The sequence below is a fragment of the Proteus faecis genome (genome assembly GCF_003144395.1).
Lineage (GTDB): Bacteria > Pseudomonadota > Gammaproteobacteria > Enterobacterales > Enterobacteriaceae > Proteus > Proteus faecis.
The window spans coordinates 19,148-35,270 of the sequence record NZ_PENZ01000032.1; the positions used below are offsets into that span (position 1 = coordinate 19,148).

The window sequence follows — 16,123 nt, forward strand, 5'->3', positions numbered from 1 at the left end:
AAATTCGATAAATAACCATCACGTTATTACAAAACTTGCAAAATTAATCGATAATGGACGTTAAAATCAGAATGCAAAACGCCCATAGTCTATTAACAGCAATATAACACCAGTTGTATTAAATACCATCTAAAAAGCTAACTTTTGTTGACACATATCAAAATCAAGATAACAGCTTAACCTTGATTTCAATAGTTAACTATATAATTTGATTTATGTAATGTAAAAGAAAAATATATGTTAAATATAGTGGGGTTTATTTTTTTTGCCAGTTTTGTTACACAAATTAAAGTAGCATAAAATACCTTATTCCTTATAAAAGTACAAATGCCCAAATAACTCAAAGATAGTAGCCTTATTTTCTTTATTTATCCCTTTGTGATAGTAATTTCTATACTACAATAGGGGTAAAATTCGAATAAATTTCATTTAAGTCGAATTCGTTTTTTTAGTAAAAAAAGAGAAAAAGTTTGACATCTCTCTCGCTTTGCTTTAACCAGTATATAGTCAAACTAATTTTGAGACAGACAGGATAGTTATGCGCATTTACAGCCAAGCTAACATGACAATTATTACCACCACCACCGAGATCTTATATCGCGGGGCGGGCTGGCGCATATAAAAAACGAAAATCGAAAAAGCCCGCATTGAGAAATGCGGGTTTTTTTTGGGGTGAAAAATCAGGAGAGCTGTATGCGAGTGTTAAAATTTGGAGGAACTTCAGTTGCCAACGCAGAGCGTGTGCTGAATGTTGCTGATATCGCTGAGAAAAAAAGAGAGCAGGGACAAGTCGCTCTTGTACTATCAGCACCGGCCAAGATAACTAACTACTTGGTTGCAATGATTGAAAAAACGGCAGAAGGTGAAGATCCTCTCACTCAAGTACGAGAAGCCGAGCAAATTTTTGCCAACTTATTACAAGGTTTAAGAGAAAAACAACCTGGTTTTGATTATGAGCGCTTAAAAGATAAAGTTGAGCGTGAATTTGCAGAGATCAAACATATTCTTCATGGGATATCTTTATTAGGTCAATGTCCTGATAGCATCAATGCGGCGATGATTTGTCGCGGTGAAAAGCTTTCTATCGCCATTATGGGATCCGTTTTACAGGCACGTGGTTATAATGTCACCGTGATCGATCCTGTCAAAAATTTACTCGCACAAGGTCATTATTTAGAATCGACCGTTGATATTCCAGAGTCTACTCGTCGCATCTTAGAACTCAATATCGCAAAAGACGATATAATTTTAATGGCAGGTTTTACTGCAGGTAATGAAAAGAATGAACTTGTGGTATTAGGTCGTAATGGTTCAGACTACTCTGCTGCTGTATTAGCGGCCTGTTTACGTGCGGAGTGCTGTGAAATTTGGACAGATGTTGACGGTGTTTATACTTGTGATCCTCGTTTAGTTCCTGATGCGCGTCTATTAAAAGGCATGTCTTACCAAGAAGCGATGGAACTCTCTTACTTCGGTGCAAAAGTACTTCATCCACGTACTATTGCGCCAATCGCCCAATTTCAAATTCCTTGCTTAATAAAAAACACTGGCAATCCAGACGCGCCGGGTACATTAATTGGTGATGGTCAAAAAGACGATAGTACACCAGTTAAAGGGATCACCAACCTTAATAATATGGCGATGATCAATGTGTCTGGCCCAGGTATGAAAGGCATGGTTGGAATGGCTGCTCGTGTGTTCTCGGTTATGTCGAGAGCAGGTATTTCTGTTGTTCTGATTACACAATCTTCTTCTGAATACAGCATTAGCTTTTGTGTCCCCCAAAAAGAACTGATTAGAGCGCAAAAAGCATTATCAGATGAATTCTATTTAGAATTAAAAGATGGTGTGCTTGACCCATTAGATATCATGGAAAACGTTGCTATCATCTCTGTTGTAGGTGATGGTATGCGTACTTTAAAAGGAATTTCAGCGCGATTTTTCTCTGCATTAACTCGTGGCAATATTAATATTGTTGCTATTGCTCAAGGTTCTTCAGAACGCTCAATTTCAGCTGTTATTGCCAATGATTCAGCAACCAATGCTGTACGTTTATGTCATCAAATGCTTTTCAACACTAATCAAATAGTGGAAGTCTTTATTGTCGGTGTTGGTGGTGTAGGCAACGCATTAATCGAACAGATCCATCGTCAACAAGCATGGTTGAAAAATAAGCATATTGATCTTCGTGTATGTGGTATTGCTAACTCAAGAGCCATGTTGACAGATATGCAAGGTATTGATTTAGATAATTGGCAACATGCCTTAAAAGAAGCCAAAGAGCCTTTTAGCTTTAGTCAGCTTATTCGTTTAGAAAAAGAGTACCACTTCTTAAATCCAGTGATTGTGGATTGCACATCAAACGAAGAAATTGCGCAACAATACGCAAATTTCTTACAAAATGGCTTTAACGTGGTTACACCAAATAAAAAAGCGAATACGCTGTCGATGGATTATTACTATCAAATTCGACAAGCCGCAGAAGCTTCGCGCCGTAAGTTCTTGTATGACACTAACGTAGGTGCGGGTTTACCGGTTATTGAAAACTTACAAAACTTACTAAATGCAGGCGACGAGTTAGTTCAATTTAATGGTATTCTTTCAGGGTCATTATCTTACATTTTTGGTCAATTAGATGAAGGTAAAAGCTTATCTGAAGCGACTCTTTCAGCTAAAGATAAAGGTTTTACTGAACCAGATCCTCGTGATGATCTTTCCGGTATGGATGTTGCGCGTAAACTGCTTATTTTAGCGCGAGAAGCGGGTTATAAATTAGAACTAAGTGATATCGATGTGGAGCCTGTACTACCCGTTTCATTTGATAGCACAGGTGATGTAGCAAGCTTCTTAAACCGTTTACCTCAAGTTGATGTGGAATTTGATGCAAAAGTCGAAGAGGCTCAAAAGGTAGGTAAGGTATTACGTTATGTCGGCATCATCAATGAAGGCAAATGCCAAGTTAAGATAATGGCTGTTGATGCAAATGATCCTCTATTTAAAGTAAAAAATGGTGAGAATGCTTTAGCCTTTTACACTCGCTACTATCAACCTATTCCATTGGTATTACGTGGATATGGTGCTGGTAATGATGTTACTGCTGCTGGGGTATTTGCAGATGTGTTACGTACCTTATCATGGAAATTGGGAGTTTAAGCGTGGTTAAAGTTTATGCACCGGCATCAATAGGCAATGTGAGTGTCGGATTTGATGTTCTTGGCGCGGCAGTTTCACCTATAGATGGGCAATTACTGGGTGATTGTGTCACCGTTGACGCGGCTTCGACATTTACACTTGAAAGTAAAGGGCACTTTGTTAGCAAATTACCTTCAGATCCTAAACAAAATATTGTGTATCAATGTTGGCAGCTATTTTGTGAAAAATTAGGAAAAGAACTTCCAGTCGCAATGACGCTTGAAAAAAATATGCCGATCGGCTCTGGTCTAGGATCAAGTGCTTGTTCTGTTGTTGCTGCATTGGTTGCACTTAATGAATTTGCTCAAAAGCCGTTTGATGAAAGACAATTGCTACTGATGATGGGGGAGCTTGAAGGCCGCATTTCAGGTAGTGTGCACTATGATAATGTTGCACCTTGTTATTTAGGTGGGTTACAACTGATTTTGGAACAAAATGGCACTATTTGTCAGTCTGTACCCACTTTTGATAATTGGTATTGGGTTATGGCATATCCAGGAATTAAAGTTTCTACGGCAGAAGCTAGAGCGATTTTACCAAAACAATACACTAAAGCAGACATCATTAACCACGGTCGTTATTTATCTGGTTTTATCCATGCTTGTCATACTCAGCAATCAGGGCTAGCGGCTAGTTTGATGCAAGATGTGATCGCAGAGCCTTATCGAACCCAACTTCTTCCGGGGTTTGAAAAAGCCCGAGAGGCTTCGCAGAAGAAAGGTGCGTTAGCTTGTGGTATTTCAGGCTCAGGGCCTACCATTTTTACGATTAGTGATTCATTAGAAATCGCACAAGAGATGGCCGAATGGCTGAAACAAAACTACGTACAAAACAGTGAAGGCTTTGTACATATCTGCCGTATAGATACGCGTGGCGCAAGACAGATAGGATAAGTCATGAAATTATATAATTTGAAAGATAATCAAGAACAAGTCAGCTTTGCTCAAGCAGTAAAACAAGGTTTGGGTAAACAACAAGGGCTCTTTTTTCCACAAGACTTACCTTCGTTTTCTAAAGCTGAAATTGATGAATTATTAGCACTTGATTTTGCAACACGTAGTAGCCGTATTTTGACAGCCTTTATTGGTGATGAAATTCCTTCTGATGTATTAGCAAAACGTATTAGTACTGCATTTGCATTTCCTGCACCAGTCACCCAAGTCGAAGATGATGTGAGTTGTTTAGAGCTTTTCCATGGCCCGACACTGGCATTTAAAGATTTTGGTGGTCGCTTTATGGCGCAAATGTTATCAGAAGTTGCTGGCAACCAACCTGTTACTATTTTAACAGCAACATCAGGTGACACAGGTGCGGCTGTCGCTCATGCTTTCTATAAGTTAGAAAATGTACAAGTTGTTATTCTTTATCCTGAAGGCAAAATTAGCCCGTTACAGGAAAAACTGTTCTGTACATTAGGTGAAAATATTCACACTGTTGCTATTAAAGATGATTTTGATGCTTGCCAATCATTAGTGAAACAAGCTTTTGATGATGAGTTCTTAAAGAAAACAATGTATTTGAATTCCGCGAACTCTATTAATATCAGCCGATTGCTTGCTCAAATTTGTTATTACTTTGAAGCAGTTGCACAAATCCCTGCTGAAAAGCATGATCAGCTAGTGATTTCAGTACCAAGTGGTAACTTTGGTGATCTAACCGCAGGCTTATTGGCTAAATCAATGGGATTACCTATTAAGCGTTTTATTGCGGCAACTAATGCGAATGACACAGTTCCTCGTTATTTAGATAACGGTAAATGGGAACCTCACCGTACTGTTGCAACACTTTCCAATGCAATGGATGTTAGCCAACCAAATAACTGGCCACGTATTGAAGAATTGTATCGTCGTAAAGGTTGGGATCTTTCCGATCTTGCTCATGGCTCAGTGAGTGATGAAATAACAGAAGAAACCGTGCGTGAGCTCGCGAAGAAAGGCTATATTTCAGAGCCTCATGCTGCAATTGCATATCGTTTATTGCGTGATGAACTTCAAGAGGGTGAATATGGTTTATTCTTAGGAACCGCTCATCCGGCGAAGTTTAAAGAAAGTGTTGAGCGTATTTTAGGTGGTGAATTACCATTACCTAAAGAGCTTGCTGAGCGTGCAGATAAAGAATTACTCTCACATTTCTTACCTGCTGATTTTTCTCAGCTACGTGCATTTTTGCTTGAAAGGGCACCTAAATAACAATTAACTTAAATAATTAGATATATATTTAATTAAAAAGCCCAACAAAATGTTGGGCTTTTTTTATCTAAAAATAGGAAAATCAGTATTTAAAAAACATAAAAACAAATTTATATATTTTATTTCCCGTAAGAGAGTTAATTAGCGTTCAGGAAATTAAATATGAATGGATTAAAAGAAATAATCTTCAAAGATATTATTAATAGTATTGTGTTAAAAATAGAGGAGCATATAAAAGAAAATAGTTCAGAGCTGTTTTTTAAACTAAGTTCTGTAAAAAGAGTATTAACTGAGAATTATATTTCTATTTTTATTTCTAAAAATGAATATGCTGCAAATGAATTCTTAGAAAAGATAGATAATAATTTTTCACTCTATCATAAAAATGATTTCACAAAAGGCATTGATTTTATTAGAAAAGAAATTAATTCAAGTATAGAAAATTTATTTTCAAATAGTGCTAAAATAGCAAGCAGAGAAGCCAATAAAATACAAAAAGAACGATTGAAATTATTAATCCAGAATAATATATCAGGTGATTATTATCTAGAATTTGAAGATAATAAGATGTTTATACAAATAGATAATGAAAACAATAAATTCAAAATTATTAATTTTGATGGATATGCGATTTTTTTTATAACAAGAGAGATCTAATAAATAAAGTTTATGATGTTATAGGTGATAAAAGTAATAGTAATTTATTACATTATCGTTTTTATAATAGAAAAGAGTATGTTAGTTATTTTAATAATAATAAAACTTGGAAAGTAAATAGTAAAAATATTTTTAGAGAAATAATTAATGATATTAAGGAAAGGAAACAAATAAATGTTAATGAAAATATTTCTATTGAATTAAATGAAAGTTATTCATATAAAAATATTTTTATTATTAGAGATAAAATAGAAAATACAGAAAAGGTATTACATATTTATGTCGATGATATAGAAGAAGCATTTACAGTTGCAAAATCTAAATACGATCAGATAATGGAGAGTGGTGAACATTTGCTCTATAAAATCGGTACTGGTTGGTTTATCACTAAAATAAAAAATAATATTGTGAAAGAGTTTTCTCAATATACCGATCTATTAAAACCTTTAGAAAGAGTGCTGAGTCGAGTCAATCTTATTGCTTCAACAGAAACTAATTATGATTTTAGTCATATTCATGTGTTAACAGGTTTATGTTATGGATTGAGCTTAAATTATTTAGTTGAAGTTAGAAACAGCGGCTTAGAAGGAGGAAATAAGTACTTATTCTGGCTAAAAGAAAGCATATCTTCTTATCAGAGTAAAAAAGAATTTATAGCCGATAAACTGGATTCTATTTTATTTAATAGTATACAAGAATATGAAATATTAAATCTAATTAAAGAAATTAAAAGTATTATATTTTCTCAACACTTTCAAATGGATAGATTAGGTGAAAAATCACAATATTTTGTTTTTGATACATTTAAGCCACTTGAATATAGTCAGATATTAGAACATCGAGGATTAAAAAAATCACATGTTAAAAAAATAGTATTTAATATAGATAACATTCATAAACACTTAGAACATGTTATGAATAGCTACAATGATTATTATGCTATTATTGCCTTTAAAGATCATGCTATTGCGATTACCTATAAAAGATATTCTGAGAATAATTATAAATTTTCTTTATTTGATTCTAATAGTGAGTTGTTAGAATACTCTAATGTTAGATCTATGAACGAAGTATTAGAGAAGAAAATGGATTTTTATGGATCAGATGATGTTGATGATCAAAGATATATCATTTTTGATGAATATACCAAAAGTGAGATTTCAAATTACCGAAGTGTTTGGGATTGTAATAATATAGAAATAAATAAAGGAATTGCTGAAAATATAAAAAAAATAGGTTTTTCATTACCATTTAAAGATAATATCACAGGGCGAATTGTTCATTATAGTAAACAAGGAGATCTTATTCTAGAACTTAAAAAAGAAAATATTTTAATTGAAGTTATTGTAAAAGATACATATGTTGATGAAGGTGTTTATTTAGTTAAGAATTATATTGATGATATTCTTGAAAATAGTCAGGCGAGTAAGATTATTTTAAATAAGAATGATGATAATAGTGTTGATATTGTTGTGGATGAATTAAACAACTTTCAAGAGATCAAGAAACAAAATGGGTATATTGAATTTAATGATATTTATTACCGGGATTTAATTGAAATAAACAGCCATATTGTTAAAGGAAAAAAAGCTAAAGAATTGAAAGAAATTGTTTCTTTAATTGATAGATTAAAAGGAAATATTTATTTTGATAAGCTAATAGCTAGTTTCTCTCTAATTAATAAAATCAATATTTTTAACAGTGATAATAAAAGCATATCGCTTATTGAAATTTTAAATAAAGTAAAAAATAAGTTAGAAAATAAACTATTTTATGACAGGTTAAATTATGGGAAAGAAAAACTCATGCAATTAGCTGAGAAAAATAGTTTGGTTGCAGCAAAATTTTATCAATTGATGGTAAACGAAATTAGTGATGGTACTTATGGTGTAAGTAATTTTATTTATAATCAAATTATTGAAAGTCCTTATTTGTCAATAGATAAAAAAAGATGTGTTGGCGTTGAGGGGTATGATTACACTATCGAGTTTCATAATAGCTATCAATATGTTAATGAGATAGTAGAGAGTATTAATATACCTGAGTTAAAGAATACCATTTTAATTGAGGATGAAAGTAAATTACATTTAAAAGAGAATTATAAGAAATTATCAGAGTATAGAAGTGATAAGTATGTTAATAAGTTACTGAGTTTGATTGAAACAGAAATAGATATAAATAAAGGCGATAAAGTTGGATATTATAGTGAACTCTATTTTGATCTCTTTAGAAATAATCAATTTACTAATAGAATGATCATGCATGAAATTTGTCAGTTAGAAAATTATTTCAATAATGGCTATAGGGAACATAATTATAGTTATCACCCTAGTAATTTTTATATTGATAAAGATAATCCTGTTGATATATTTGAATATTCATTTTCTAAAAATAAAAATGAGATAGATAGTAGCTATTTGCTCTTTGATGATAATAAAAATAATTTTAAATTTTTATTTTTGGATAATAAATTCTTTAGTAATAAAAATATTGATAATGTTATTGTTGATAGTATCAATTCCTTCTATCAAGATGATATTATTATCTATTTTTATAATGGCGTAAAAAGTGAAGATTTAGCTATTTACTTAAATGATAACCTAGAAATAAGCGCTTTTCTTGATTATTGTTTAAAAAATAGAATAAGAGTCATTGCGACAGGAAGTGAAGATAATACGCTTTTCCATCATACTTTTATTAAACAAAAAAATGATGTTGATACATTACAAAATATTATTAATGAAAATAAATTCTTTAATGAAAGAACCATTATTTTTGCAAAAAAAGAAAAGTTATTAAGTTATCAATCTGGTGATTTTTTTGTTGAAGGTATTGCTCAGCGATTAAATATGCCGATCTATCAGATCATTGATAATAAAGTCTCTCTTTTACAAGACTATATCATTGTGAAACCCATTATTGAGAGACAGTATATTGATAAACCACTACTTATGGGAGCAATGGCATTTAATATAATGCCTTTATCATCAAATTATGATGATGATTTTGTTATTTCAAATGAAGAGAAAATAGAGATAGAAAATAATCAAATAGCAAAAAAAATCTATCAAGTCATTTCATCTCTGTATCCTAATTATCGAGAAAATGAAGAGTTTAAATTAGGATATGACAAAGAAATAAAAAAGGTGATCGTGGATTATTCAGATAAGATAATATTATCTGATATTTTGAATTATATTACATTAAATCGCTATGATCTTAATATGTATCAAATTGGTTCTATTATTAATAAAGTAGATGCTGTTAATGTAGAATATCATAGAAAAGAACTAAAACGTATCAGTAATGAAATTATCAAAGGGGATATTTCAATAAAAAAAGCAATTCATCAATATATAGATGAATTATCAGTCAGTTTTAAGACAATAGATAAAAAGAAGTTAGAAAATAAATTCACACAAGTAATATATGATCCATTGATGAGCAATAAATTTAATCAATATTTATTAGGTGAAATATCATTTGAACAATGGCATTCATTAGATTTACTAACAAAAGAGCATAGCACCTTAATAGAAAAGGCAAATCAAGCCATTAAGATTATTCATTCAATTTATGACAATCCTGTATTGATAAAAAACCTAAGTTCTTTTTCAGAGAATTTACTCACTTCATTTTTTGATGAAAATAGAAATGGAATTTTATATCGTTCATTACTAGATAATATTTCTATTTTTAAAAACTATAAGAAAATAATAAATTCATTTCAAAATATCATTACGATGGTTCATCATAAGATGATACTTGATTCTTTTCCACCCGCTAAGGCCTTAGAACAAGCAAATGATTTAAATCCGTTAGAACTTTTAAAGGTGAATAATCAACAATTACTTAACAAAGAAACTATAACAATAAGTGATTTTTCTATTGATAAACAACTATTGATTAATCTGGGGGCGAAAATTAATGGAAGAAGTCTCGATTCTGTTGATCTTAATACAGTAAATAAATGGGAATCAAAGCTTAGCTTTGATCCTTATCTCCTTAATGATTATTTTTTCTCTTTTTCTGGGGATGAAAAAGATAAATCTCTCATTTCTTTATTTCGTTACTTATTAAATAATAAAAAAGATAAAGTTAAATATTTACTCTCTGGTGATACGAATAGAATTGACTATTTAGCTGCTTCAGAAAGATTAATTAAAATTAATGAATTAGGTCATAAAGAGTATCAAGAACAAGATTGGGATGTTTTAAGAAAATTATCATTAAACATTCCTCGTCACATGAAAATAATTAGCAAAATTGGTTATGCAAATATTACATTTGGTATGTGGCAATCAATCAATACTACATTTATGATTGCGGAACAACTTAATAATCCGCTATTAACGATGAAAGAAAGAAAAGAGATTATTAATAATCTTGCCATCATGTGGTCTGAAATGGCTTATAATGGCCTTTCCGAAATGATTGAAATTACGTTAGCTAAAGGTTTATTAAAATATCGGCATAATCCATTGGAATATGTCAATAAAATAAGCACAAGAATTGGAGTAGGACTTAATATTCTTTCTATTGGATTTGATATTTATAACGCTTACGATAATTTTAGCCGTATCTCTGATGAGGATAATAAAAAAAGGCAAATTGATTATATTGTTAATGGTTCTCTTGCTGTTGTTTCGGGATTGGTTACGCTTGGGGTTTCTATTGCAATGCTTGCCGGCTCAACGCTTGCAGGCCCTATTGGTATTGTGGCTGGTGCCGTTATTGCACTTGCAACTTCGATTTATAATGCAGCAAGACTTATTGAAGAAGCAAAAGTAAAAGTGCATTTTACACTGAGAGAAGAGCTAGATAATGGTTTTTATGCTTTTTTGATGGGGGATTTGCTACCAGACAAAAAGAATGAAATTGTCTATCTGGAAACAGAAACACAATTAGAAGAGATGACTGATAAAAAAGCGATTAGTTATCTTGAGGAAATAAAGAAACAAAATTATCAGAGTCGTTATTTTTATACAAATGAAAAACAGGTTTATCAAGAATATTATTATTATAAAGTTTTGCCAAACTTAATAGGAAAAACAATAGATTCAATTTTAAATCCCTTGGGAGATTATGTTGCTCAACGGATGTCTCAAAATCTCAGTCAAGAAGAAGCAGAGAAAATTGCCGCGCTCTCTTATCATTTACGTGCAGAAAAGACAGAATATAAATACTATTTGCCTAAAGAAGCCATTGCTACGAATGAAACACTTATTTTTGATATTGATTTTTATGTGAAAGAATTAAAGCGTTATACCTTAGATATTATTCCTGATGGTCATTCACCTATTTTTGATGACGTTATTGATAGTAATTTTATTAGAAAAATGAAAACAACGAGGGAAAACAGTATATTATTATTGGGTGAAAATAAATTAATAAGTGATTTAATAAAATCAAATAAAAATAAAAAATATTACTCATCAGGTTGGAATGAAAATGAAGTTTTTCATTTCAATACACATAATGGTAATGACATTATTGCAGCCCCTTCAAATACTAAGAATACCTTTGATATCTATAATGGAACGAAGAGACTAAGTGGGGGAAATAAAGAAGATATATTTAATTTATTTGCCTCAGAGTCTCCGCTTTATGCAAGTCGTTTTTATGGTAGAGGAGGAAGTGATACACTTCGTATTGTAAAAACAACAAATAAATATCAAGGATATGAAGTTAATTTATTAGATAATTACGTCAAATTTAAACCTTCAGAAGAGCAAACAAATAGTCAAAGTTTCCATTCAAAACTTTTTCTTTATCAAGAGAATGGGCATCTTTATTCAAAAAAAATAGTTGATTCCATGCCTAATATTATCTTGCAAAATCATAGCGTTATCGCTTATTTAGACAGTATTGAAAATGTTATTGGTAGTGAATTTGGCAACGATACTCTTTATGGTAATCATAAAGCTAATTACTTAGATGGCATGGGGGGAGCTGATTTATTATATGGATTAGGGGGAAATGATACCTTAGTTCTACAAGAGGGATATGCTGAAGGTGGTGATGGAAATGATAATTATCTTATATTACGAGCCTCTTTAGAAAAAAATTACAATATTCAGTTTGAAACTATCATTAATGAAAAAAGTGAAGTGGAAACTAGTCTTATAAGATTAAATTATTATTTTGATGAAATACATTCTATTCGTCGCCAAGGGAAAGATATTGTTTTTTATATTAAAGTGAATGATGGAAATCAGTATAACGAATCTATTTATCATTTAATAACACTAAGAAATGTGTATGAAAATAAAGAAAATAATTCATTGGTTCATCGATATACTTTGACAACAATGGATGGTTTTATATTAACGGCAAGTAAAGCTAATAAAGATAATTTATTATATGATTTTAGTTATATAGGTAAATATAATAATACTGAAGATGATATCCAATCATTATATGTTGATGATAATAATCGCTCCTTATCTCTTTCATACTTGAATAAAACTAAAAATATCAATTTATTACCACAATTAAGATATAGTGGGTTTTCTTCGGGAGAGAACTTACGGTTTGGTCTTCAAGGCGATTTTCAAGATAATCATTATTTTGGTATTACAAAAAATTCGATTATTACACTCAGTTCAGGTAGTGATAGTTATCAAATTAAAACATTTTTAGCTTCCAACAGAAATGATAAAATTAATATTTTATTTCCTGACAATAGAGAAAAATTATCTTACCACGATATCAGTAGTTTCTTTTTATCTGATATTAGCGGTTTTGATTTAATGTTTAGCAATAATGTTATATCACATCGTTATCATCCGGATTTTTACTTAAAATTGGCTTTTGAACCCTCCTATATTAATACTATTTTGGAAGCTGGAATGAAGCTTCGCTTTATTGATAAAGATAATCGGATTTTTACTCTTCCAACAAAAGAGAGCGGACAACGTTTGCTGGTTCCTATTACAGACTTAAATTTAGCAATAACAGCTGAAGATAATATACTTATGATCCCTGAATCTCTTACTTTAAATAAAGAGACGTTATCTGAATATTCTCTTTCTCATTCTTACTCACCACTTTATTCACTTGTTTCGCAAGGACAACTCAATCAAGCGATTGACTTATTATCAATTATTGAGCCAATGGAAGGGAATGATATCGTTGTTAATCGTAATAAAAATAGTTCGGTGATTAATGGTGGATTAGGGGATGATCATATTGTCGTTAATCATGGGCATCATATTTTAATTGCAGGAGAAGGGAATGATAATCTTAATGCTGGAAGTGGAAATGACTTATTAATATCTGAATTTGGTGATGATCATTTAACTGGTGGTGCCGGCAATAATGTTTATATTGTGAAAAAGCGTCAGAGTAAAGTGACTATCTATGATGAAGGGAACAGTAGCCACCTTTTTATTTCAGGGTTATCAAAACACGACAAACTTATTGCTTCTCAAGTAGGCGATGATATGCAGTATAAAACTCAGGATAATCAGTTTATTTTAACTGTAAAGGCGCAACAAGATAAAACAGTTTCTATTACGGAGAAAAAAAGTATGTTTTCCGCACAATCTCTTGCTGCAATTATTCAAGAAATGGCGCTGTTTAATGAACAACAATTAAAGATAATGCAAGATAGTGAACTTGTTCTGCCATTAGCATGGTCACCATTATCAGCGGTAGTAAAGCATTGGGAACTCTAACGATAAAAAATAGCCCTTTATTAAGGGCTATTTCATCATTGAACGTTTAATTTAAAACAAAATTTATTTAGCCATGGATTCAGCACGTTTAAATACTAGGGTATTACCCTCTGATTCTGTAGAATTAAATTGATAACCTTCAAGATCAAACTCTTTCAGTTGCGCTTTATTAGTTAGTTTTTCTTGAATAATAAAGCGACTCATTAATCCACGGGCTTTTTTAGCGTAGAAGCTGATAACTTTATATTTGCCATTTTTTTCATCAAGAAAAACAGGCTTAATAATTTCAGCGTTCAGTTTTTTCGGGTTAACTGATTTAAAATATTCATCAGACGCTAAATTGATTAAAATATTATCACCTTGTTCTTCAAGTGCTTTGTTTAACACTTCTGTAATGGTATTTCCCCAAAATTGGTATAAATCGCTGCCTTTTTTATTTTTTAGCTTTATACCCATTTCAAGACGATAAGGTTGCATTAAATCAAGAGGACGCAATACGCCATATAAGCCAGAAAGCATACGTAAATGTTGTTGTGCAAATTGAAAATCATCTTCAGAAAAAAGTTCAGCTTGCATTCCAGTATAAACATCACCTTTAAATGCCAAAATAGCTTGTCGTGCATTTTCTGGTGTGAAATTAGGTTGCCACTCACCAAAACGGGCGGCATTTAATCCTGCGAGTTTATCACTTATTTTCATTAAGCTTGCGATATCACTTGATGATAATTTTCGACATTCTTCGATAAGTTGTTGGGAATATTTTAGCAATTCAGGTTGTGTGAAGTGCGTTGTAGCTAAAGGCGATTCGAAATCCAGTGTTTTTGCTGGTGAAATAGTGATTAGCATAATTCCCTCGATACGTTATTTTAATATTGACCAAATATAGCAAATTCTTTTGATTAAAGATTAAATTATAGTAATAGGAAAAAACAATGGTTTCTCTTATTTGTCATGAAATCTGATAATTTAAACGATTCAGCCCGTGGTTCTCTTCTGTTTTTTTCTGCTTTTATTTTGCGAAAACGTTTGGCATTCAAATAATTGCTTTGTATGAATCTAAGCGTCTTGTAGTGTGAGCAGTCCATGTTATTATCAATAGATATCCGCAGGTGACTGCAAACAGATTTACCTAGTAGATGAGATAAACAAAATGACTAACAAATTGACTTCTTTGCGTAAGCTGACAACTGTTGTTGCTGACACTGGTGACATTGCAGCAATGAAACTGTATCAGCCACAAGACGCAACTACCAACCCATCTTTAATTTTAAATGCAGCTCAAATTCCTGAATATCGTAAATTAATTGATGAAGCGATTGAATGGGCGCGTTCACAAAGTGATTCTCGTGAACAACAAATCGTTGATGCTTGCGACAAACTGGCAGTAAATATCGGTTTAGAAATTTTAAAACTGATCCCAGGTCGTATTTCAACAGAAGTTGATGCACGTCTTTCTTACGATACTCAAGCGTGTATCGAAAAAGCACGTCATTTAATCAAACTTTACAATGATGCGGGTATCAGTAATGACCGTATTCTTATCAAATTAGCATCTACTTGGCAGGGTATCCGTGCCGCAGAGCAATTAGAAAAAGAAGGTATCAACTGTAACCTGACTTTACTGTTCTCTTTCGCTCAAGCGCGTGCATGTGCTGAAGCAGGTGTTTACCTGATTTCTCCATTTGTTGGTCGTATCATGGATTGGTATAAAGCCAATACCGATAAAAAAGAATTTGCTCCAGCTGAAGATCCAGGTGTAATTTCTGTTACTGAAATCTATAACTATTACAAACAACACGGTTATAACACGGTTGTTATGGGCGCAAGCTTCCGTAATATAGGTGAAATTTTAGAATTAGCCGGTTGTGACCGTTTAACTATTGCTCCAGCACTGTTAAAAGAATTATCAGAAGCTGAAGGTGAAGTTGAACATAAATTATCCTACAAAGGCGAAGTGAAAGCGCGTCCAGAAGCTATCACTGAAGCTCAATTCTATTGGGAGCACAACGCTGATCCAATGGCAGTAGATAAATTATCTGACGGTATTCGTAAGTTTGCTGTCGATCAGGAAAAATTAGAGAAAATGATTGCTGATTTATTATAATCTGCGATTAAACTCTCATACATGAGGGAAGTGCTTATCCTCCGTTTGGGTGAGACTTTCAGGTTACAGATAAACCCTATGTACTTCACATAGGGTTTTTTTTTAAGCGAAATACAATTCTCTTATAAATTTAATTTTTTATTTATTCCTATCGGCAATGCCTATTTTATAATGATTGCTCATGCGAATATTGTTGCTCTCAAAAATCACTTAAATAGTAAAAATTTATTTATATTAATTATCTATACGCATTTTTTATTAAATATATATAGCATCCTACCTAAAAAAACGAATTTATAAAA

General features: G+C 31.9%; 7 protein-coding genes. 6 read left to right on the forward strand and 1 reads right to left on the reverse strand.

The window, feature by feature from the left end; translation table 11 throughout:
- Positions 1-693: 693 nt before the first annotated feature.
- The 5 genes from thrA (at position 694) to DK858_RS08850 (ending at position 13,717) form a co-directional block, all read left to right on the forward strand.
- A complete protein-coding gene (gene thrA / locus DK858_RS08835) occupies positions 694-3,153 on the forward strand; it encodes a bifunctional aspartate kinase/homoserine dehydrogenase I (protein WP_109397094.1) in 2,460 nt (819 codons plus the stop codon).
- On the forward strand, positions 3,135-4,085 hold the full coding sequence (thrB, locus tag DK858_RS08840; RefSeq protein ID WP_109397095.1) for a homoserine kinase: 951 nt from the start codon (positions 3,135-3,137) through the stop codon (positions 4,083-4,085). The genes thrA and thrB overlap by 19 nt, the downstream gene beginning before the upstream one ends.
- 3 nt (positions 4,086-4,088) lie before the next feature.
- Positions 4,089-5,381: a threonine synthase gene (thrC, locus tag DK858_RS08845; protein WP_109397096.1), complete on the forward strand. Its 1,293-nt coding sequence runs from the start codon at positions 4,089-4,091 to the stop codon at positions 5,379-5,381.
- A gap of 162 nt (positions 5,382-5,543) precedes the next feature.
- Positions 5,544-6,038 carry a hypothetical protein gene (locus tag DK858_RS18315; RefSeq protein WP_228407267.1) on the forward strand — a complete coding sequence of 165 codons (495 nt, stop codon included), beginning with the start codon at positions 5,544-5,546 and terminating at the stop codon, positions 6,036-6,038.
- Between the two features lie 335 nt (positions 6,039-6,373).
- Complete coding sequence (locus tag DK858_RS08850; RefSeq protein ID WP_228407269.1) at positions 6,374-13,717, forward strand: RTX toxin; 7,344 nt, start codon at positions 6,374-6,376, stop codon at positions 13,715-13,717.
- Positions 13,718-13,780: 63 nt separating this feature from the next.
- Here the strand turns inward: DK858_RS08850 and yaaA are convergent, their stop codons facing one another.
- Complete coding sequence (gene yaaA / locus DK858_RS08855) at positions 13,781-14,563, reverse strand: peroxide stress protein YaaA (protein ID WP_109397097.1); 783 nt, start codon at positions 14,561-14,563, stop codon at positions 13,781-13,783.
- A gap of 304 nt (positions 14,564-14,867) precedes the next feature.
- Here yaaA and tal point away from each other — a divergent pair, with 304 nt between their 5' ends.
- Positions 14,868-15,821 carry a transaldolase gene (tal, locus tag DK858_RS08860; RefSeq protein ID WP_072063732.1) on the forward strand — a complete coding sequence of 318 codons (954 nt, stop codon included), beginning with the start codon at positions 14,868-14,870 and terminating at the stop codon, positions 15,819-15,821.
- Positions 15,822-16,123: the final 302 nt, after the last annotated feature.

Excerpts from the sequence above, each read along its gene's own strand:
- thrA (WP_109397094.1), top strand. The coding sequence starts at position 694 with ATGCGAGTGTTAAAATTTGGAGGAACTTCAGTTGCCAACGCAGAGCGT.
- thrB (WP_109397095.1), top strand. The coding sequence starts at position 3,135 with ATGGAAATTGGGAGTTTAAGCGTGGTTAAAGTTTATGCACCGGCATCA.
- thrC (WP_109397096.1), top strand. The coding sequence starts at position 4,089 with ATGAAATTATATAATTTGAAAGATAATCAAGAACAAGTCAGCTTTGCT.
- DK858_RS18315 (WP_228407267.1), top strand. The coding sequence starts at position 5,544 with ATGAATGGATTAAAAGAAATAATCTTCAAAGATATTATTAATAGTATT.
- DK858_RS08850 (WP_228407269.1), top strand. The coding sequence starts at position 6,374 with ATGGAGAGTGGTGAACATTTGCTCTATAAAATCGGTACTGGTTGGTTT.
- yaaA (WP_109397097.1), bottom strand. The coding sequence starts at position 14,563 with ATGCTAATCACTATTTCACCAGCAAAAACACTGGATTTCGAATCGCCT.
- tal (WP_072063732.1), top strand. The coding sequence starts at position 14,868 with ATGACTAACAAATTGACTTCTTTGCGTAAGCTGACAACTGTTGTTGCT.